This is a genomic window from Pedomonas mirosovicensis, from assembly GCF_022569295.1.
Classification (GTDB): domain Bacteria; phylum Pseudomonadota; class Alphaproteobacteria; order Sphingomonadales; family Sphingomonadaceae; genus Pedomonas; species Pedomonas mirosovicensis.
In genome coordinates this window covers 152,618-172,347 of record NZ_JAKFIA010000002.1, presented here as the reverse complement: position 1 = coordinate 172,347, position 19,730 = coordinate 152,618, and the positions used below count along the sequence as shown (strand labels likewise).

The window sequence follows — 19,730 nt, the reverse complement described above, 5'->3', positions numbered from 1 at the left end:
CTTAACTGTCAGACGCGTCCGAGCGCGGCGGCTTGCTCGGCAAGACGGCGGATCGTGCTCCAATCCTGCCGCGCCAGCGCCTCCTTCGGGACGATCCAGGTGCCGCCAACGCATAGCACATTTGGCAGGGTAAGATAGTCCGGCGCTGTCATCAGCGTGATGCCGCCTGTCGGGCAGAAGCGCACCGCGCCGAACGGCCCGGCGAGGCTCTTGACCGCATTCGCGCCGCCGCTGCTCTCCGCAGGGAAGAACTTGAGGTGAGTGAGGCCGTGGTCAAGCGCGCGCATGATATCACCTGCGGTGGCAACGCCGGGCAGGAAGGGCACCTTGGCGGCGTGGGCGGCAACGGCCAGCCGATCCGTAAGGCCGGGGCTGACGATGAACTGCGCGCCGCTATCAGCGGCGCGGGCAAGGCCGTCGGGGTCCAGCACCGTGCCCGCGCCGACGACAGCGCCTTCAACGCGCGCCATGCGGCGGATGGCCTCCAGCGCGGCCGAAGTCCGCAATGTCACCTCGATGACCGGCAGGCCGCCGGCCACCAGCGCCTCGGCCAGCGGCTCGGCGTGGTCGGCGTTGTCAATGGCCAGCACCGGAATGACCGGCGCTTTTTGCATGATGGCGCGAATGGCGGGTTCGGGCATGGTCACGGGCGATATCTCCGGCGTGTGGGGACAGTCCCGGCCGCAAGGCGGCCAGGCGCGGTATCCAGATTTGCTCTAAGGCAGCGGGCAGGCGGCAGGAGATTCCCCCCGAAATCGCGCCCGACGAGCCGGGCGCAATCCTGCTACGCAAACCCATGGACAGGCAAAGTAACCGGTGTCATTAAAAACACAAGGACGACTTCGCACGATTGGGTATAAGGGCGAATGTAAGGGTGCGTTGAGTCAAGCGGGCGATGAGGGATGGGGATTTCCGGTGGGTGTAGAAAAAGCAGCAATAGCCGAGCAGGACCGCGCGACCGAGGGCATTAAGCGGCGCGCCACCATCAACGATATTGCGCGTATCGCGCAGGTGTCGAAGAAGACTGTCTCGCGGGTCATCAACCAGTCGCCGCTGGTGCGCCCCGAAACCCGGGACCGGGTGACGGCGGTCATCAACCAGCTCGGCTTCACGCCAGATCCTCAAGCGCGCGGGCTTGCCTTCCGCCGCTCGTTCCTTATCGGGCTTATTTACGACAACCCGAATGCCCAGTTCATCGTCACCTCGCAGTACGGCATTCTCGACGGCCTGCGCGGGAGCGGCTTTGAACTGGTGGTCTATCCGTGCGACCGGGGCAGCCCCTCGCTGTTCGCCGACGTGCGGGCGTTCGTGGAGCGGCAGAAGCTGTTCGGCGTCGTGCTCCTGCCGCCGGTCTCGGAGAACGATGCGCTGGTAGCGCTCCTCAAGGAGCTGGGCTGCGCCTACGTGCGCGTGGCCTCCGCCGCGCTGGACGATCCGGCCCACATCGTTGCCTCCAACGACCAGGTGGGCACCGGCGAGGCTGCCCAGCATCTGCTCACGCTCGGCCACCGCTGCATCGGCGTCATCAAGGGCCCATCGGGCTATCGCTCGGCGGCCGAGCGCTGGCATGGCTTTCGCGACGTGCTGCGGCAGGCCGGGGTCGAGCCCGCGCCCGACTATGTGGTGGAAGGCGGCTATAACTTCGAGATCAGGCGTCGCCTGCGCCGAGCGCCTGCTCTCTCTCGAGCCTCGGCCGACCGCCATCTTCGCCTCCAACGACGAAATGGCGGCGGGCGTCTACCACTACGCCAACCAGCGCGGCATCCGCATTCCGCAGGATCTCTCCGTCATCGGCTTCGACGATACGGAGCTGGCCGCCCGCATGTGGCCGCCGCTGACCACCGTGCGCTGGCCGATCCGCGACATGGGCCGCACCGCCGCCCAGCTGCTGCTGGCCCAGGCGCGCGAGGGCGAGGTGCGCCGTCAGGCAACGCCCATCGAGCCTCGCCTGGTGGTGCGGCAGTCAACGGCGCCGGCGCGCGCCTGAAACGCTGGGTTCAAAGACCGCCGGAGGGGTCTTGCATCCGTGATTGACACCGGTTACCAATGGGTCAGGACAAAATTTGGCGCTCCGCAACGGGGCGCGGGAAACGGGCGCACGGGGCGCGAGATTGCGCGCCTTCAGACCAGCGCCGCCAAGGGGAGGTAAACGCCATGTTTCAGAAGGTCTATCACGCCACTCATCCGGATATGATGAACAGCGTGACCAACGAGGAGCTGCGCCAGCGCTACCTGGTCACCGGCCTGTTCCGCGAGGGTGAGGTCGTCCTCAACTATTCGCACAACGAGCGGTTCGTGATCGGCGGCGTCGCCCCGGCCGGCAAGGCCGTGCGCCTGCCCGAGCAGACCGAGCCCGCATCTGCCAAGGGCCACCCGTTCCTGGAGCGGCGCGAGCTGGGCGCGGTCAACGTGGGCAAGGGCAAGGGCCGCATCACCGTTGACGGCCAGGTGTTCGAGATGGAGCCGCGGGACTGCCTCTACATCCCGATGGGCTGCAAGGACGTGGTGTTCGAGGGCGAGGCCGCCCGCTACTATCTCGCCTCGACGCCGGCGCATGTCGCCAAGACGCTGAAGAAGATCTCGGTTGCCGAGGCCAACCCGCTGGAGCGCGGCAGCTTGGACGGCTCGAACGAGCGCACCATCTACCAGCTGGTGATCCCAGGCGTGTGCGACAGCGCGCAGCTGCTGATGGGCCTCACCATCCTGAAGCCGGGCTCGGTGTGGAACACCATGCCGCCGCACCTGCATGACCGCCGCTCGGAAATCTACTTCTACTTCGATCTCGAAGGCGATGACCGGGTGTTCCACTACATGGGAGAGCCGGATGAGCTGCGCCACATCGTCATCGGCAACGAAGAGGCGGTCATCTCTCCGCCGTGGTCGGTGCACATGGGCTCGGGCACCCGCGCCTACGCCTTCATCTGGGCGATGGGCGGCGAGAACCTCGACTACACGGACATGAACGTCCTCGATATCTGCCAGCTGAAGTAAGAGGGCAGATCCATGGGCAATCCGTTTGACCTCAGCGGCCGGGTGGCGATCGTCACCGGCGCGAACACGGGGCTTGGCCAGGCGCTGGCCGTGGCGCTGGCCGCGGCCGGGGCGGATATCGCCGCCGTTGGCCGCAGCGACATGAGCGAAACGCAAGGCCTGGTGGAAGCGACGGGCCGTCGCTTCCTCGGCATCCGCGCCGACCTCTCCACCATCGAACCGGTGCAGCGCGTTGTTGACGAGACGCTCTCCGGCCTTGGCGGGCTCGATATCCTCGTCAACAACGCCGGCATCATCCGCCGGGCCGATGCGGTGGACTTCTCGGAGGAAGACTGGGACGCGGTGGTCGACACCAACCTCAAGTCCGTGTTCTTCCTGTGCCAGGCCGCCGGTCGCCACATGCTGAAGCAGGGCTCGGGCAAGATCATCAACATCGCCTCCATGCTCAGCTTCCAGGGCGGCATCCGGGTGCCCAGCTACACGGCCTCCAAGTCGGGCGTCGCCGGGCTCACCAAGCTGCTCGCCAACGAATGGGCGGCGCGGGGCGTTAACGTCAATGCCATCGCGCCGGGCTATTTTGCCACCAACAACACGGCGGCGCTTCAGGCGGACGAGGCCCGCAACCGCTCGATCCTGGAGCGGATTCCGGCCGGGCGCTGGGGTCAGCCGGATGATCTGGGCGGCGCGGCGGTGTTTCTCGCCAGCCGTGCGGCGGATTATGTTCACGGCCATATTCTGGCGGTGGACGGCGGCTGGCTGGCGCGCTGAGGAAACAAGAAGGAGCTGGCGGTGGGCGGACTGGCTGACGGTAAGATTGTCTGCTTCGGCGAGCTGCTGCTGCGCCTCGGCGCGCCGGGGCGGGAGCAGCTGCTCCAACGCCCCCGCCTCGAGGTGTTCGTGGGCGGCGCGGAGGCCAATGTGGGGGTGGGGCTCGCCCGCCTCGGCCACAGGGTCTCCATGGCGACGGTGGTTGCCGACAATGCGCTGGGGCAGGCGGCATTGGGCGAGCTGCGCCGCTATGGCGTCGAGACCCACCACGCCGTGCTGCGGCCGGGGCGCATGGGCCTTTATTTCCTGACGACCGGCGCGATCCACCGCCCGTCCGACGTGCTTTACGATCGGGCGGGCTCCACCTTCGCCGTTGCTGAGCCGGACGCGGTGGACTGGGATGCGGCGCTTGAGGGCGCGGCGCTTCTCCACCTCTCCGGCATCAACGCGGCGCTGGGGCGCAGCGGCACGGATGCCGCGCTGAAGGCGGTGAAGACCGCCAAGGCAAAAGGCATCGCGGTCTCCTTTGATTGCAACTACCGCGCCAAGCTGTGGGCGGAGTGGGGCGGCGATGCGCCCGCCATTATTCGCGAGCTGCTGTGCCACGCGGATGTGATTTTCGGCGGACGGCGGGACTTCGGCCTGGTGCTCGGCCGCAAGTTCGAAGGCGAGAACAGCCCCCGCATCGCGGCGGACGCCGCCTTCGAGGCTTTCCCGCATGCGCGCTGGATCGCCAACACCTCGCGCGAGCAGGTGACGGTTGACCACCACATTCTCTCCGCCCGCCTGCTGACGCGTGAGGGCACATATCTTGCCGACCCGGTGCATGTGGCCCCGATCGTGGATCGCATCGGCGGGGGCGACGCCTTTGCGGCCGGCATCCTGCATGGCCTGCTGACCGGGCGGCCGGAGGCCGAGGTGGTCCGCATGGGTCTGGCGGCGGCGGCCTTGAAGCACGGCGTGCCGGGGGATCTGGCGCTGGTGAGCCGCAGCGATATCGAAGGGTTTCTGGAGGGCGGCGCCTTCGACGTGCGCCGCTGAGAAGATCCAAAAACACAACCGGGCGACAAGACCCGGCTCAAAAATGGGGGAGGACATGGCAGATATGAGGCTAACCCGCCGCGCCATGATCGGAGCAGGCCTATCGCTGGCGGCTGCGCCGGCGCTTGCGCGCGCCGATGCCGCCGCGCCGGTGGTGGCAACGCAATACGGCCGCGTGCGCGGCCTGCGCGAGAATGGCATCAATGTGTTCAAGGGCATCCGCTACGGCGCGGATACCCGCACCACCCGCTTCCAGGCGCCGCAGCCGCCGCAGCCGTGGTCTGACATCAAGGATGCCACCCGTTATGGCCCGGCCTGCCCGCAGGGCCGCATCGACGAGGAAACCAGCGAGGACTGCCTGTTCCTCAACGTCTGGTCGCCGGGGCTGGACGCCGCCAAGCGGCCGGTGATGGTCTACATCCACGGCGGGGCCTATGCCTCCGGCTCGGGCTCGCATCCGCTGACCGATGGCGCGCGGCTCGCCGCCAATGGCGACGTGGTGGTGGTCACCATCAACCACCGGCTGAATGCCTTCGGCTATGCGTACCTTGCCCGCCTGTCGCCCAGGTTCGCGGATTCGGGCAACGCGGGGATGCTGGACATCATCATGGCCCTCAAATGGGTGCGCGACAACATCGCCGCCTTTGGCGGCGACCCCGGCCGGGTGATGCTGTTCGGCCAGTCGGGCGGCGGGGCCAAGATCGCCACGCTGATGGGCATGGAGGCGGCCAAGGGCCTGTTCCACCGCGGCGCCACCATGAGCGGCCAGCAGGTCACCGCCTCCGGTCCCTTGAATGCCACCGCCCGCGCCAAGGCATGGATGGCGGCGCTTGGCGTGCCGGACGCCGAGCCCGAGCGCCTGCTGGACCTGCCGGCCGAAAAGCTGGTCGAGGGGCTTTCGGCGGACGATCCGGTGCTGAACGGGCGGGTCTACTTCGGGCCGGTGCTCGATGAGAAATGGCTCACCCGCCATCCGTTCTGGCCCGATGCCAACCCGCTTTCGGCGCATATCCCGATGATTCTGGGCAACACGCTGGATGAGACCCGCGGCTTCGTGCGCGGGGCGGACGACCCGCGCTTCTCCCTCACCTGGGAGGAGCTGCCCCAGCTGCTGGCGAGCGGGCTGGTGGTCGATATTCTGCCCGAGCATGTGGTGGCGGAATATCGCCGGATGTTCCCCAACTACTCGCCGTCGGATGTCTACTTCGCCGCGACGACGGCAGGGCGCTCCTGGCGCGGGCAGGTCATCGAGGCGGAGATGCGGAATGCCGTGCCCGCGCCCACCTGGGTCTACCAGCTCAACTACCGCTCGCCGGTCGATGGCGGCCGGTGGGGCGCTTTCCACAGCCTCGATATTGGGCTCGTGTTCGGCACGCTGACCGCCAAGGGCTCGCGCACCGGCACGGGGCCGGAGGCGCGTGCCACCAGCGCGGCCATGCAGAAGGCGTTCGTTGCCTTCGCCCGCGATGGCGACCCCAATCGGGCCGGGGGAATCGAATGGCCCACCTATCGCCTGCCGCAGCGCGCCACCATGATTTTCGACGCCAATCCGCACGTGCAGAACGATCCCCGCGGGGATGAGCGGCGGCTGTTCGCCAAGGTGCCTTATGTGCAACCAGGAACGTGACCTGTTCGCAACAGATTGGGCAACAAGCGGCAAGCCGAACATTGACAGGCCGATATAAAGTTGTAATTCTAACGAATGACACCGGTTACTTGTCGTAGAGCAGGCGCCGGTGAAAAGGCGGGCCGTGATAACAAATAAAGCCCGCCTGGGGAGGATAGGCCATCGTTCGCCGTGTGTTTGCGGCGGAATTCCCGAATTCTATCCTGTCCCGATTGTGTACGGTGCGGTGTTGGCACCGATTTTTGCGTCGCGTTCTGTCCACCGGTATCATTAGAAAAACCGGGGAAAATTTTTCTGCGGCCCCTTCAAGAACAAGGCCGCAAGGGGAGGATGATGATGATCAAGGACAGGAAGGTCGGCGTTGCCGGCCGCGCATCACGATGCGGCGTTTCAAGCAAGGCGCTCGCCCTGGCTCTGCTGACGGCAACGCCGGCGCTCGCCCAGACGACCACCGAGCAGCCCGCCACCGCCACGACCGCCGGGTCTTCCATGGCGATGGAGGAAATCGTTGTCACCGGCTTCCGCCGCTCGCTGGAAGTCGCGCTCGACGCCAAGCGTGATTCGGTCAGCTCGGTCGACGTGATCGTCGCCGAGGATATCGCGAAATTCCCGGATCAGAACCTGGCGGAATCGCTACAGCGTATTCCGGGCATCTCGATTCTGCGCGATGGCGGCGAAGGCCGCGCCATCACGGTGCGCGGTCTCGGCGCGCAGTTCACCCGCGTGCGCGTCAATGGCATGGAGACCATCACCACCTCGACCGACGGCGCGAGCCCCAATCGCGACCGCGCGTTCGACTTCAACGTGTTCGCCTCCGAGCTGTTCAACTCCATCGTCGTGCACAAGACGGCGGAAGCCTCGCTCGACGAAGGCTCGCTCGGCGCGGTCGTGGACCTCAACACCGGCAATCCGCTGGCCGGCAAGGCGGGCCTGACCGTCGTCGGCTCGGTGCAGGGCCAGTACAACACGCTCAGCAAGGATCTGGGCCCGCGCGTCGCCGGTCTCGTCGCCTGGAAGAACGACGACGGCACCTTCGGCGCGTCGGTGTCGGCGGCCTACCAATCCAGCAACACGCTGGAGCTGGGCAACAACACGGTGCGCTGGCAGCAGGCCCAGTTCCGCTCGGTGGGCGGCGAGGCCTGCGGCGGCGATACGCAGCCTGAAGCCTGCGCCGAAGTTGCTGACGCCTTCCACCCACGTATTCCGCGCTACGGCGAGGTGGCGCACGACCGCGACCGCCTGGGCCTGACCGCCAGCGTCCAGTGGGCTCCGACCGATCGCACCGTGCTGTCGATCGATGGCCTTTATTCCAAGTTCAAGGAAACCCGCTCCGAATCCTGGGGCGAGGTGCTGTTCCGCAGCAACGAAAAGGGCATGGATGTCGTCGATTACGAGATCGACGAGAACAACAACCTGATCAAGGGCACGTTCGACAACGCCTGGGTGCGTACGGAAAGCTACCGCCGCAAGTCGTCGACCGAGTTCTACCAGCTGAGCGGCAACCTGAAGCACGAGTTCTCGGACGTGTTCCGGGTCGAGCTGCTGGGCGGCTTCTCCAAGTCCGACGCCAGCATCCCGGTCGAGACCACGATGATCTTCGACGACCGCGATGCCGACGGCTATAGCTACGACTACACGGATATGCGGAGCCCGGTGCTGAGCTTCGGCACCAGCGTCACCGATCCGGCCAACTTCCAGCTGGCTGAAATCCGTGACCGCCCGACCAGCGTCGTCAACAAGTTCCGCACCCTGTCGCTCAAGACCGAGTGGGACGTGACCGACGCGATCGAGCTTGAGGCCGGCGCGGTCTACCGCCGCTTCAGCTTCGACACGGAAACCTACACCCGCGACGCGGTGGTTTGCCCCTCCAGCGACGTTGCCGCGCCTGATGCGGTTCTGGGCGAGGTCACCTGTACGCCGAAGAGCGTCACCGGCGCCGGCGCGGTCTACGGTCTGCCCGTTTCGTCGGATCTGGCCACGCTGTTCAAGCTGGGCAAGGCCGGTCAGCCGGCAGGCACCACCACCGAATGGCTGGTGCCGAACATCGACGCGGCGGCTGCCTACACCGGTCTTTATGACCGCGAGCTGAAGCAGGACCCAGGCAACATCCGCTCGGTGGTTGAAGAGGCGACCGGCGGTTACCTCCAGGCCAACGTCAAGAGCGAGCTGTTCGGCCTTGAGTACGCCGCCAACGTTGGTCTGCGCTACATGCGGACCGACCAGAAGTCGACCGGCCTCAACAGCGGAGTCGAAGTGCACGCCAAGCGCCACTACGACAACTGGCTGCCGTCGGCCAACCTGGCGCTGTTCCCGACCGAGGACATCATCATCCGCGGCGCTGTCTCCAAGGTGATGACCCGTCCGAGCCTCGGCAACCTGACGCCGGGCGGCTCGGTGGACGGCTTCAACTACCGCGTCAGCTACGGCAACCCGAACCTGGAGCCGTTCAAGGCTACGGCCTACGACCTGGCGTTCGAGTGGTACTTCGCGCCGCAGTCGATCTTCTCGGTGGCCGTGTTCGCCAAGGACATCGCCAGCTTCCCGATCTCGACCACCACGACCGGCACCTTCGCCTCCACGGGCCTGCCGATCTCGGTCATCCTGCCCAGCTCGCCGGCGGCGAGCGACCCGGAAGGCCGCGAATGGGAGATCCGCAGCATCGGTAGCGGCGATGGCGGCAAGCTGAAGGGTCTGGAAGTCTCGCTGCAGGGTCCGTTCCGGTTCCTGCCGGGCTTCTGGGGCAACTTCGGCGGTATCGTCAACGCCACCTTCGTGGACTCGGATGTGGAATACGAGTTCAAGCGCGGCGACGAGACCATCATCATCAAGGAGCGCCTGAGCAACCTGTCCAAGCGCGCCTACAACGCCACGCTGTACTATGAAGACGACCGGTTCAGCGCCCGCGCGTCGGTCAGCTACCGCAGCGGCTTCATCGACGGCACCAGCGCCACCAACAACTTCTTCGAGGGCTACAACAGCTCGGTCAACGTGGACGCCTCCGTGCGCTACAAGCTGACCGAGGCCCTGGAGCTGTCGCTGGAAGGCGTGAACCTGACCGACGACTACCGCGACCGGTTCGTCGACATCTATTCGAACCGCAACTACGAGTACAACCACTTCGGTCGTACCATCATCTTTGGCGCACGCTACAAGATGTAAGGCGTTCGACAGCAGGCGGGCGACCGAAAGGTCGCCCGCATTTTTTTACCGCCCGCCGGCGGCGGCACGGAGCCGGTATCTCAGGTTTCTGAAGGGGGCTCGCCATGCCTGGTCTCAATCGCCGCCAACTGCTCGGCTCGCTTGCGCTCAGCGCGGTGGCCGGGGCGCTTTCGTCGCCTGTTTTCGCGCAATGCTCCCGCGCCAGCAGCAGCTGCGCCGATTGGTCCAATCTGAAATGGCGGCCCGGCATCGAGGGCCAGCGCCGCGCGGACCTTGGCAATGGCACCTTCCTCAACCCCATCGTGGCGGGCGACCGGCCGGACCCGACGTTGCTCCGCGATGGTGACGACTATTACATGACCCATTCCAGCTTCGATGCCTATCCGGGTCTCCTCATCTGGCATTCGAAGGACCTGGTGAACTGGCGGCCGGTAACGGCAGCGCTGAAAACCCCCATCGGCTCGGTGTGGGCGCCGGAGCTGGCGAAGCACGAAGGCCGCTATTACCTCTACATTCCGGCGCGCTTTCCGAACCGGCGCTCCATTTACGTCATCCACGCCCCGTCCATCGAAGGGCCGTGGAGCGAGCCCATCGATCTCGACCTGCCCGACCATATCGACCCCGGCCACGTGGTGGGCGAGGACGGGACGCGGTATCTTTTCCTCAGTGGCGGTGATCGGGTGCGGCTGACGCCGGATGGCCTTGCCAAGGCGGGCGCGGTCGAGCACGTCTATGATCCGTGGCACTATCCGGAAAACTGGGTGGTGGAATCCTTCTCGCCCGAGGGGCCGAAACTGATCCGCCGCGGCGACTGGTTTTACATGATTACGGCCGTCGGCGGCACGGCCGGTCCGCCGACCGGGCACATGGTCATCGTCGCCCGCTCGCGCTCCATCAACGGGCCGTGGGAGAACGACCCCGGCAACCCCATCGTCAAGACCCAGTCGGTCTCGGAGAAGTGGTGGTCGCGCGGCCATGCCACGCCCTTCGAGGGGCCGAACGGCCAGTGGTGGATGGTCTACCACGGCTACGAGAACGGCTTCTGGACGCTGGGCCGCCAGACGCTGCTGGAGCCGATCGAGTGGACCAAGGACGGCTGGTTCCGGCCGAAGGGCGGCGATCTCTCGGCTCCGCTCAAGAAGCCGCTCGACCTTGGCGAGCAGCCGCACGGCTTTGCGCTGAGCGACGACTTCTCCACCGACAAGTTCGGCATCCAGTGGGCCTTCTACGATCCCGCCCCCAATGAGGCGGCGCGGGTGCGCCGCGAGGGCGGCGTGCTGCATGTGAAGGCCAAGGGCACGACGCCCAGCAACTGCTCGCCCATCGCCTGCATCGCGGGCGATCAGGCCTATCGCGTCGAGTGCGACGTGGAGGTGGATGATGGCGCGGAAGCCGGCCTGCTGCTGTTCTACAACCGGCGGCTCTATGCGGGGCTGGGCCTTGCCCCCAACAAACTGGTGATGCACCGCTACGGCCTCCAGCGGGGCGGGCGGGCACCCCAGGGGCTGGGCCGGAAATGCCGCCTACGCCTCACCAACGATCGCAATGTGCTGACCATCCACACCAGCACGGATGACGGCAAGACCTGGGAGAAGTTCGGCGTGCAGATGGAAGTCTCGGGCTACCACCACAATGTGGCCGGCGACTTCCTCAGCCTGCGCCCGGCGCTCTACGCGGCAGGCAAGGGCGAGGCCCGCTTCTCCAACTTCACCTATCAGGCGCTTTGAGTGTTCAGCTTTGATTGTTGAGTAGAATAGCAGGGGGTCTCGGGGCCCCCTGCACCCCCATTCGATTTATCGGGCCGCGTCCTTCGCTCAAGGGCGCGGCCTTTTTTTACACATGATTTTCAGTGCGCTGGACGTTCCGGCCACGCACGTCCCGCAAAAAGACAGGGAGGTTGCCAAGAGGGATGACCCCCTCCTGCGCTATAAACGAAAATTGTGCCTATGGTCCGGATCGATTGCAGCGCTGTGGTGCGCCGCCTTGGGGCCGCCGACGGATCAGGAAGGCGGCCCCCGCTGGTTGTCAGCGCCGATCAGTCGGCGCTGACTCAGCTCTGGGATTCAGATCTGGCCGGCGGCCGGCACGGTGACGCAGTGGATCTCGTGCCCGCCGGGGAAGGTCACGCGGGCTTTCTCGCCGGCGTGGATGTCATGAATGCCGGTCACGGCGCCGGTTGAAATAAGATCGCCCGCCTGCAGGGGACGGCCGCGCCTTGCGCCGGTTTCCAGCGCGAAACGCAGGGCGGAAACCGGCCCGCCCGGCAGGTTGGCGCCGGTGCCGGTGCCAGCCGACTGACCCTCGATGAAGGTCTCGCAGCGCAGCGCTTCCAGCGGCTGGCCTTGCCAGTCCGGCAGTTCGGGGCCGAGGATGAGGCCGTTGTTGTTGCCGAAGTCGGAGACGACGGCGGTTGGCCCCAGCACGTTGATGGTGGCGAGCGGACTGCCGGCCATCTCGATCCCCACATGGAAGGCGCCGATCAGCTCGGCCGCTTCCTCCAGCGTGTAGGCGGTCTTGGCGGGGTCGGCGTTGCGGGCCACGCGAATGACGAATTCCGCCTCCACGGCCGCGAAGCCGCCCACGAAAACGGGCACGGCGGTCGGCGTTGCGCCTGCTTGCCACAGCTTGCCGGCGAAGATGGGGCCCATCAGCCGGTCCGCGCCCAGTTGCGCCGCGAAGGGCTCAGGGATGCGGCCGATCTTCCAGCCGATGATCCGGTCGGGCCAGAGGGCGATGGCCTCGTCCTGAATGGCGTAGGCGTCCGCCAGCGTGGCGGGCAGAACATCGCCCGGAAAACCCGGCACGGCAACGGCTTGGCTGCGCGCGCCCGTGAAGGCGGTCGCCACGGCTGCCGGGCTGGGAGAGGAGGAAGAATCCTCGGAAAGTTTCATGCTGTGCTCAGTCCTGAATAGACGTTAGTAAACCGGTGTCAAAGCGCCGCCCACCCGGTGGGGCAGGCGGCGCCATGATGCCGGAGGTTTAGTCCTGCTCGGCCTGGCTCAGACGCGGCGCGAGCAGGTGGATGATGCCGAGGGCCAGCAGATAGGCCGAACCGGCAAGAATGAACATGGGCATGTAGCTGCCGGTCGTCTCCAGCACCCAGCCGGCGAACTTGGCCATGAACATGCCCCCGATGGCGCCCAGCGTGCCGCCGATGCCCACCACCGAGCCGACGGCGCGGCGGGGGAACATGTCGGACGGCAGGGTGTAGAGGTTGGCGGACCAGCCCTGGTGCGCGGCGGTGGCGAGGCCGATGATGGCAACGGCCGCCCACAGGCTGTCGGCATGGATGGCCAGGAACACCGGCAGCACGCACAGGGCGCAGATCAGCATGGCGGTCTTGCGCCCGGCGTTGACGCTCCAGCCCTTCTTGATGAGGCGGGAGGAGAGCCAGCCGCCCGCGATGCTGCCCAGGTCCGAGATGATGTAGATGGCGACGAGCGGCGGGCCGAAGCTCATCAGGTCGAGGTTGTACTGCTTGGCGAAGAAGTCAGGCAGCCAGAACAGGAACATCCACCAGATGGGGTCGGTGAGGAACTTGCCGATGGCATAGGCCCAGGTCTGGCGCTTGCCCAGCAGCGAAAGCCAGGGCATGCGGCCCGGAGCGTCGGCGGGATCGCTCTCGATATAGGCCAGCTCGCTGGCCGAGAGGCGCTTGTGCTCCCGCGGACGGCGGTAGACGGACAGCCACAGCGCCAGCCACACCAGCACCAGCCCGCCCGACACGTAGAAGGCGGTCGGCCAGCCGTAGTGGTAGACGAGGATCGGCGCGATGATGGGGGTGACGATGGCCCCGACGTTGGCCCCGGCGTTGAAGATGCCGATGGCGAAGGCCCGCTCCTTCTTGGGGAACCACTCGGCCACCGCCTTGATGCCGGCCGGGAAGTTGCCCGACTCGCCCAGGCCCAGCGCGGCGCGGGCCAGCATGAAGTCCGCTGCCGTGCGGGCAAAGCCCGTGCACATGGCGGCAATGCCCCAGATCGCCGCGGCCAGCGAGTAGCCGAAGCGCGCGCCCAGCCGGTCCATCAGCCGCCCGAAGGCGAAGTAGCCAAGCGCATAGGCCGCCTGAAACCAGAAGACGATGTCGGCGTAGTCGGTCTCGCTCCAGCCGAGTTCCGTCTCCAGCGTGGGCTTGAGCACGGAAATCATCTGGCGGTCGATGTAATTGATGGTCGTTGCGAAAAACAGCAGGCCGCAGATTGTCCACCGCAAGCGGCCGCCTGGTTTCACCGTTTGAGTCGCATCGCTGCCCGTCGTTGTCGGGGCGCGATCAACGCTCGCCTCTGCCATAATTCATTCCTCCCCGGTCGTAATTTTTTTTATCTATTCTTGACTTCTGTATAGGAAACCGGTGTCATTTACAACATAGACCCGCGAAAAACCGAAGCGGGCGTGGAATTGGGGAGGACACAATGAGACTTTCTGCCTTGAGTTTGGCGGGGCTGCTGCTGGCCGCCGGTGTCACCACCGCTGAGGCCGCGCCGCAGCGCTCCGTCATCATCATGCCGCAGGATTCCGTGAAATCCGAGCAGCCCCCGCCGCACAACGGCACGGGAATGAGCACGGCCTACCGCTATTCCGACCAGGCGCCGGACCGCTCCATGGAGTTCCGCGTGCGCGCGCTGCATCCGGGCGCGTCCATTGGCGAGCATGTGCTGAAGCACGACGAGGTCTATTACGTGCTCTCAGGGCAGGGGGATCTCATCGCCGATGGCAAGACCACCCGCGTCAAGCAGGGCACCGCCGTTTATATCTACACGGGCAATAACGTGGGCATCCGGCAGGTGGGCAGCGAGGATCTGGTGCTGGTCATTGCCTATCCGATCGATGCGAAGGGGGCAGGGAAATGAGCGTACGGCGTAGCGTACTGTGGGGCGGGGCCGCGGCCCTTGCTTTGGCAACTTTGATGCCGGGCGCTGTTGCCGCCGCTGACCAGCCGGCGGCGGCAACAGCGGCGGCGGCCGCCAAGCCCTCGCGCGAGGCGGTGCTGCAAACCATGAAGCGGGCCACCACCTTCATGGTGGAGAAGGTCTCCACCAACGGCGGCTATGTGTGGTCCTACCTGCCCGACATGTCCCGCCGCTGGGGCGAGCTGGAGGCCAAGCCCACCATGGTGTGGGTGCAGCCGCCGGGCACGGCGACCATGGGCCATCTGTTCCTCGACGCCTACCACGCTACGGGCGACGACTACTATTACCACGCCGCCGAGACGGTGGCGGGCGCGCTCATCTGGGGTCAGCACCCCAGCGGCGGCTGGCATTATTTCTTCGACTTCGCGGGCGAGGCATCGACCAAGAAGTGGTACGAGACCATTGGCGCCAACGCCTGGCGCATGGAGGAATTCCAGCATTACTGGGGCAACGCCACCTTCGACGACATGGGCACGTCGGAGGCCTCGCAGTTCCTGCTGCGCCTCTACATGGAAAAGCTCGATCCCAAGTACCGTCCGGCTCTGGACAAGGCGATCAACTTCGTGCTGGAGAGCCAGTATGCCAACGGCGGCTGGCCGCAGCGCTATCCGCTGCGCCATGATTTCGTGCACCATGGCCACCCGGATTACACCTCCTACGTCACCTTCAACGACGACGTGGCGGCGGAGAACATCAAGTTCCTGCTGATGTGCTACCAGGCATTGGGCGATACGCGGATCCTGGGCGCCATCCACCGGGCGATGGACATGGTGCTGGCCACCCAGCAGGGCGCGCCGCAGCCGGGCTGGGCGCTGCAATACACGCCGGACCTGAAGCCCGCGGGCGCGCGCACCTACGAGCCCGAGGCATTGTCGCCATCCACCACCGCCGCCAATGTGCGCCACCTGATGACCTTCTACCGCCTCACCGGCGACCGGAAGTATCTTGCCCGCATCCCCGAGGCGCTGGACTGGATCGAGTCGACCCGCCTCAAGGGGGAACTGGGCCGCAGCGCCAAGCCCTATCCGGCGTTCGTCGAGATTGGCACCAACAAGCCGCTGTTCGTGCACCGGCGCGGCTCGAACGTGGTCAACGGCCGCTACTACGTGGATTACAACCCGGAGAAGACCCTCGGCCATTACTCTGCCACCCGCGCCATCAACGTGGCGGCGCTGCGCCGGGAGTATGAGAAGCTGGTGAAGATGCCGGTGGAGGAGGCAACGAAGGGCTCGCCGCTGATCGACGCCGACCCCAAGCCGCTGCCGCGCTTCTTCGTCGGCGAGCACATCGACGGCTCGGACCTCAACAGCCGCGACCTGCCGACCGATCCGGCCAAGGTTGTCGCCAGCCTCAATTCCGAAGGCTGGTGGCCGACGCCGCTGAAGGCGACCAGCAACCCCTATCGCGGCCCCGGCAGCGCTACGCCGAAGCCGGGGGACTACGCCAGCACCTACGTGGGCGACGAGACCGATACCTCGCCGTATCCGGTGGACAAGCCGGTCATCGGCATCTCCATCTCGGGTTATATCAAGAACATGCTCACCCTCATTCGGACGCTGGGGGCGTCCAACTGAGCGGCGGCGCGTTCGAACCCGCTTGAAAATCGGGGGCCTGGCCTTAAAATAGGCGATGTGCGGGCCGGGCCCCTCTGGCGATTGGCGCAAAGCCGGTCGTGATGTCGGACCGCATCGAGCAAGCTCGATGCAGGTCCTACGTCTTTTCTCCCATCCTCCAGGACCTGATCGGGATGCTCGTTTGAGTGGAAACGTCAAACGAGGAACGACATGTTCGGACAGCAATCTTTTAGCCGGACGGGTGCGGCGACACGCGACGCCCTGTTCGATGAAGGCCTGCGGCAGCACATGCTGCGGGTCTACAACTACATGGCCTCGGGCGTGCTGCTGACCGGCCTTGTGGCGCTGGTGGTCGGCTCCACGCCCGCCCTTTACCAGCCGATCTTCGGCACGCCGCTCAAGTGGGTGGTGATGCTCGCGCCGCTCGCGTTCGTGTTCTTCTTCTCCTTCCGGATCGACAAGATTTCGGCGGCGACGGCGCAAACCCTGTTCTGGGTGTTCTGCGGCCTGATGGGCCTGTCGCTCGCCTCCGTGTTCCTGGTGTTCACCGGAATGAGCATCGCCCGCACCTTCTTCATCGCCGCCACCATGTTCGGCGCGATGAGCCTGTGGGGCTACACCACCAAGCGGGACCTCTCCCGCATGGGCAGCTTCCTGATGATGGGCCTCATCGGCATCGTTATCGCCAGCCTGGTGAACCTCTTCCTCGGCTCCACCATGGTGCAGTTCGTCGTCTCGGTGATCGGCGTTGTCGTCTTCACCGGCCTCACCGCGTGGGACACCCAGAACATCAAGCAGCAATACGCCGCCCACTGGGGCGTTGAGGCCAACAGCAAGCTCGCCGTGCTCGGCGCGCTGTCGCTCTACCTCAACTTCGTCAACCTCTTCCAGCTGCTGCTCAACTTCACCGGTCAGCGGGAGGAATAGCGTGGCCACGCCGGGGAAGGGGATGCTCCCGGTCCCCTGCCCCGGCGTCCACGGAACCGGAGGCGCGGCTCGCGTGTTCGCCTGCTGACAGGCGCAACGAGGAAGACAAACCATGGCAAGCACCGGCAGCCTCATCATCGCGTGTCCCACCTGCGCGACGCTCAACCGCGTGCCCGTCGCCCGGCTGGCGGAGCGGGGCAAGTGCGGCAAATGCGGCAACCCGCTGTTCGCCGCCCGGCCGGTGACGCTCACCGCCGCCAATTTCGAGAAGCACGCCGCCTCCAGCGACCTCCCCCTCCTGATCGACTTCTGGGCCGCCTGGTGCGGGCCCTGCCGCCAGATGGCCCCCAGTTTCGAAGCCGCCAGCGCCCAGCTCGAACCAAACCTCCGCCTCGCCAAGCTGGACACCGAAGCCGAGCAAACCATCGCCTCCCGCTTCAACATCCGCAGCATCCCGACGCTGGTGATGGTGCACAAGGGCCGGGAGGTCGCCCGCACCTCCGGCGCGCTGCCGCTGCCCGCCATCGTGCAATGGGCCCAGGCGGCGATGGCCGGATTGCGCTGAGGGAATTTTGGGGGATTTTTCTGGGAAGAAATTTTTAGGATTTTTGCAGGAGGGTCGCGGACCCTCCTGCACCTCCCATTTTTTCATCGGGCCGCACCCGGTCTCCCGCGCACGGCCCTGAAAACGAAGGGGTGCAGGGGTCCAAGACCCCTGCGAAAAACCTCACTCAAATTCCAGAATGACCGCATCCACCGCGAGGCTGTCGCCTTTCTTGGCGTTGACGGATTTCACCGTTGCGGCCTTTTCGGCGCGCAGGATGTTCTCCATCTTCATCGCCTCGATGACGGCGAGCGGCTGGCCTGCTTCCACCTTGTCGCCGGGCACGACATCGATGGAGACGACGAGGCCCGGCATGGGGCAGAGGAGGAAGCGGGACATGTCCGGCGCCTCCTTTTCGATCATGTGGCCTGCCAGTTCGGCGGCGCGTGGGGTGTAGGCAACCGCGTGGTGGCTGGAGCCCATGTGGGAGAGGGCGTAGCCGAGCGCGCGCCGGTCCACCTCGATCGTCACCGCCGTGCCATTGAGGGCGGCGCGGAACACCAGCTCCGCCGGGGTCCAGTCTGTCTCCACCCGCACGGCCTTGTCGCCCACGTGAACGATGAAGCCGCCGCCCAGGTCTTCGACGCGCACGGGCGTCTGCTGCTTGTCGAGGCTGATGACCCAGTCCTCGCCGTAAACCGCGCCGTGGCCGCTCAGCTGGTTGTCGATCAGCCCCTCGCGCTCCTTCTCGATGGCGTTCATCACGCTGGCGGCGACGATCAGCCGCTCACGCTTTTCGTCGGTCAGCGGCGCGCCCGCGAAGCCTTCGGGATATTCCTCGGCAATAAAGCCGGTCGTCAGCCTGCCTTCCTGAAAGCGCGGGTGCTGCATCACCGAGGAGAGGAAGTGGATGTTGTGGCCGATGCCGCGAATGTAATAGTCGTCCAGCGCCTCGATCTGGAGGGCGGTCGCTTCCTCGCGGGTTTGCCCGTAGGTGACGAGCTTGGCGATCATCGGGTCGTAGAACATGGAAATTTCCGAGCCCTCGACGACCCCCCGTATCCACGCGCACGCCCGCGCGCTCCTCCGGCTGGCGGTAGCGCACCAGACGGCCGATGGAGGGCAGGAAGCTGCGGTAGGGGTCTTCCGCGTAGACGCGGGTTTCGATCGCCCAGCCGTTCAGCCTGATATCGTCTTGGCCAAACGGCAGCGCCTCGCCGGCGGCGACGCGGATCATCAGCTCGACGAGGTCGAGGCCGGTGATCATTTCCGTTACCGGATGTTCCACCTGCAGGCGGGTGTTCATCTCTAGAAAATAGAAGCTGCGGTCCTTGCCCGCGATGAACTCCACCGTGCCTGCCGAGGTGTAGCCCACGGCCTTGGCTAGCTGCACCGCCTGCTCGCCCATCGCCTTCCGCATTTCCGGCGTGACGAACGGGGAGGGGGCCTCCTCCACCACCTTCTGGTGGCGGCGCTGGATGGAGCATTCGCGCTCGCCCAAATAAACCACGTTGCCGTGGGCGTCGCCCATCACCTGAATTTCGATGTGGCGCGGCTCCTCGACGAACTTCTCGATGAACACGCGATCATCGCCGAACGACGCCTTCGCCTCGTTGCGGGCGGACTGGAAGCCCTCGCGCGCCTCTTTGGCGTTGTAGGCAATCCGCATGCCCTTGCCGCCGCCGCCCGCCGAGGCCTTGATCATCACCGGGTAGCCGATTTCATCCGCGATCCTGACGGCGTGGTCGGCGTCCTCGATCTCACCGACGAAACCCGGCACCACGGAGACGCCCGCCGCCTTGGCCAGCTTTTTCGATTCAATCTTGTCGCCCATGGCGGCGATGGCATTGGGGCGCGGGCCGATAAAGGCGATGCCGGCCTCCGCCAAGGCTTTCGCAAACCACTCGCGCTCCGAAAGGAAACCATAGCCGGGGTGCACCGCTTCCGCGCCGGTTGCCTTGCAGGCTTCGACGATCTTCTCGCCCAGGAGGTACGACTGGGCGGCGGGCGGCGGGCCGAGGTGCACGGCTTCGTCCGCCATTTCCACGTGCAGCGCGCCTGCGTCCGCGTCGGAATATACCGCCACCGTCTTGATGCCCATGCGCCGCGCCGTCTTGATGACGCGGCAGGCGATTTCACCACGGTTCGCAATCAGGATTTTCTTGAACATGTAAGGGCTCACCAGTTCG

Annotated in this window: 15 protein-coding genes and 2 pseudogenes; 12 read left to right on the top strand and 5 right to left on the bottom strand. The window is 65.9% G+C overall.

What is annotated here, in order from left to right; genetic code table 11:
* Positions 1–8: 8 nt before the first annotated feature.
* Positions 9–641, bottom strand: a complete 633-nt coding sequence (locus L0C21_RS13695) for a bifunctional 4-hydroxy-2-oxoglutarate aldolase/2-dehydro-3-deoxy-phosphogluconate aldolase (RefSeq protein WP_259279517.1) — start codon at positions 639–641, stop codon at positions 9–11.
* Between the two features lie 175 nt (positions 642–816).
* Here L0C21_RS13695 and L0C21_RS13690 point away from each other — a divergent pair.
* From L0C21_RS13690 to L0C21_RS13655, 8 genes and pseudogenes are all read left to right on the top strand, one after another.
* Positions 817–1,566, top strand: a pseudogene (locus tag L0C21_RS13690) (LacI family DNA-binding transcriptional regulator); the annotation flags it as partial.
* Between the two features lies 1 nt (position 1,567).
* Positions 1,568–1,987, top strand: coding sequence for a substrate-binding domain-containing protein (locus L0C21_RS13685; protein WP_310593411.1), 420 nt, complete (start codon positions 1,568–1,570; stop codon positions 1,985–1,987).
* Positions 1,988–2,154: 167 nt separating this feature from the next.
* The gene (gene kduI, locus L0C21_RS13680) at positions 2,155–2,991 is read left to right on the top strand and encodes a 5-dehydro-4-deoxy-D-glucuronate isomerase (RefSeq protein ID WP_259278999.1); all 837 of its coding nucleotides are present in this window, start codon (positions 2,155–2,157) and stop codon (positions 2,989–2,991) included.
* 12 nt (positions 2,992–3,003) lie between these two features.
* Positions 3,004–3,759, top strand: coding sequence for a 2-dehydro-3-deoxy-D-gluconate 5-dehydrogenase KduD (kduD, locus tag L0C21_RS13675; RefSeq protein WP_259278998.1), 756 nt, complete (start codon positions 3,004–3,006; stop codon positions 3,757–3,759).
* Positions 3,760–3,780: 21 nt separating this feature from the next.
* Entirely contained in the window at positions 3,781–4,800 is a 1,020-nt protein-coding gene (locus L0C21_RS13670; protein ID WP_259278997.1) for a sugar kinase, read from the top strand.
* 55 nt (positions 4,801–4,855) lie between these two features.
* Positions 4,856–6,427, top strand: coding sequence for a carboxylesterase/lipase family protein (locus L0C21_RS13665; protein WP_259278996.1), 1,572 nt, complete (start codon positions 4,856–4,858; stop codon positions 6,425–6,427).
* A 333-nt stretch (positions 6,428–6,760) separates the two neighbouring features.
* Positions 6,761–9,586, top strand: a complete 2,826-nt coding sequence (locus tag L0C21_RS13660; RefSeq protein ID WP_374940283.1) for a TonB-dependent receptor — start codon at positions 6,761–6,763, stop codon at positions 9,584–9,586.
* A gap of 104 nt (positions 9,587–9,690) precedes the next feature.
* The gene (locus tag L0C21_RS13655) at positions 9,691–11,313 is read left to right on the top strand and encodes a family 43 glycosylhydrolase (RefSeq protein WP_259278994.1); all 1,623 of its coding nucleotides are present in this window, start codon (positions 9,691–9,693) and stop codon (positions 11,311–11,313) included.
* A 336-nt stretch (positions 11,314–11,649) separates the two neighbouring features.
* On the opposite strand, the gene L0C21_RS13650 is transcribed toward L0C21_RS13655, so the two are convergent.
* Both L0C21_RS13650 and L0C21_RS13645 read right to left on the bottom strand, forming a co-directional pair.
* Positions 11,650–12,477 (bottom strand): 2-keto-4-pentenoate hydratase, encoded by an 828-nt coding sequence (locus L0C21_RS13650; RefSeq protein ID WP_259278993.1) that lies wholly within the window; start codon positions 12,475–12,477, stop codon positions 11,650–11,652.
* An 88-nt stretch (positions 12,478–12,565) separates the two neighbouring features.
* A complete protein-coding gene (locus tag L0C21_RS13645; protein ID WP_259278992.1) occupies positions 12,566–13,876 on the bottom strand; it encodes an MFS transporter in 1,311 nt (436 codons plus the stop codon).
* Positions 13,877–13,998: 122 nt separating this feature from the next.
* Between L0C21_RS13645 and L0C21_RS13640 the strand changes: the two genes are divergently transcribed.
* The 4 genes from L0C21_RS13640 to trxC all read left to right on the top strand — a co-directional run bounded on the left by L0C21_RS13640 (position 13,999) and on the right by trxC (position 17,562).
* Positions 13,999–14,436 (top strand): cupin domain-containing protein, encoded by a 438-nt coding sequence (locus tag L0C21_RS13640; protein ID WP_259278991.1) that lies wholly within the window; start codon positions 13,999–14,001, stop codon positions 14,434–14,436.
* On the top strand, positions 14,433–16,070 hold the full coding sequence (locus L0C21_RS13635; RefSeq protein ID WP_259278990.1) for a pectate lyase: 1,638 nt from the start codon (positions 14,433–14,435) through the stop codon (positions 16,068–16,070). The genes L0C21_RS13640 and L0C21_RS13635 overlap by 4 nt, the downstream gene beginning before the upstream one ends.
* 210 nt (positions 16,071–16,280) lie before the next feature.
* Positions 16,281–16,997: a Bax inhibitor-1/YccA family protein gene (locus L0C21_RS13630; RefSeq protein ID WP_259278989.1), complete on the top strand. Its 717-nt coding sequence runs from the start codon at positions 16,281–16,283 to the stop codon at positions 16,995–16,997.
* A 112-nt stretch (positions 16,998–17,109) separates the two neighbouring features.
* Positions 17,110–17,562: a thioredoxin TrxC gene (gene trxC / locus L0C21_RS13625; protein WP_259278988.1), complete on the top strand. Its 453-nt coding sequence runs from the start codon at positions 17,110–17,112 to the stop codon at positions 17,560–17,562.
* A gap of 162 nt (positions 17,563–17,724) precedes the next feature.
* Here trxC and L0C21_RS16930 read toward each other — a convergent pair whose 3' ends face one another.
* Both L0C21_RS16930 and L0C21_RS13620 read right to left on the bottom strand, forming a co-directional pair.
* Positions 17,725–18,303, bottom strand: coding sequence for a biotin/lipoyl-containing protein (locus tag L0C21_RS16930; protein WP_374940282.1), 579 nt, complete (start codon positions 18,301–18,303; stop codon positions 17,725–17,727).
* A 35-nt stretch (positions 18,304–18,338) separates the two neighbouring features.
* Positions 18,339–19,711, bottom strand: a pseudogene (locus L0C21_RS13620) (acetyl-CoA carboxylase biotin carboxylase subunit); the annotation flags it as partial.
* Positions 19,712–19,730: the final 19 nt, after the last annotated feature.

What these genes read in the sequence shown, in the direction of transcription:
- L0C21_RS13695 (WP_259279517.1), bottom strand. Translation starts at nt 641, where the DNA reads ATGCCCGAACCCGCCATTCGCGCCATCATGCAAAAAGCGCCGGTCATT.
- L0C21_RS13685 (WP_310593411.1), top strand. Translation starts at nt 1,568, where the DNA reads ATGGCTTTCGCGACGTGCTGCGGCAGGCCGGGGTCGAGCCCGCGCCCG.
- kduI (WP_259278999.1), top strand. Translation starts at nt 2,155, where the DNA reads ATGTTTCAGAAGGTCTATCACGCCACTCATCCGGATATGATGAACAGC.
- kduD (WP_259278998.1), top strand. Translation starts at nt 3,004, where the DNA reads ATGGGCAATCCGTTTGACCTCAGCGGCCGGGTGGCGATCGTCACCGGC.
- L0C21_RS13665 (WP_259278996.1), top strand. Translation starts at nt 4,856, where the DNA reads ATGGCAGATATGAGGCTAACCCGCCGCGCCATGATCGGAGCAGGCCTA.
- L0C21_RS13660 (WP_374940283.1), top strand. Translation starts at nt 6,761, where the DNA reads ATGATGATCAAGGACAGGAAGGTCGGCGTTGCCGGCCGCGCATCACGA.
- L0C21_RS13655 (WP_259278994.1), top strand. Translation starts at nt 9,691, where the DNA reads ATGCCTGGTCTCAATCGCCGCCAACTGCTCGGCTCGCTTGCGCTCAGC.
- L0C21_RS13650 (WP_259278993.1), bottom strand. Translation starts at nt 12,477, where the DNA reads ATGAAACTTTCCGAGGATTCTTCCTCCTCTCCCAGCCCGGCAGCCGTG.
- L0C21_RS13645 (WP_259278992.1), bottom strand. Translation starts at nt 13,876, where the DNA reads ATGGCAGAGGCGAGCGTTGATCGCGCCCCGACAACGACGGGCAGCGAT.
- L0C21_RS13640 (WP_259278991.1), top strand. Translation starts at nt 13,999, where the DNA reads ATGAGACTTTCTGCCTTGAGTTTGGCGGGGCTGCTGCTGGCCGCCGGT.
- L0C21_RS13635 (WP_259278990.1), top strand. Translation starts at nt 14,433, where the DNA reads ATGAGCGTACGGCGTAGCGTACTGTGGGGCGGGGCCGCGGCCCTTGCT.
- L0C21_RS13630 (WP_259278989.1), top strand. Translation starts at nt 16,281, where the DNA reads ATGTTCGGACAGCAATCTTTTAGCCGGACGGGTGCGGCGACACGCGAC.
- trxC (WP_259278988.1), top strand. Translation starts at nt 17,110, where the DNA reads ATGGCAAGCACCGGCAGCCTCATCATCGCGTGTCCCACCTGCGCGACG.
- L0C21_RS16930 (WP_374940282.1), bottom strand. Translation starts at nt 18,303, where the DNA reads ATGAACGCCATCGAGAAGGAGCGCGAGGGGCTGATCGACAACCAGCTG.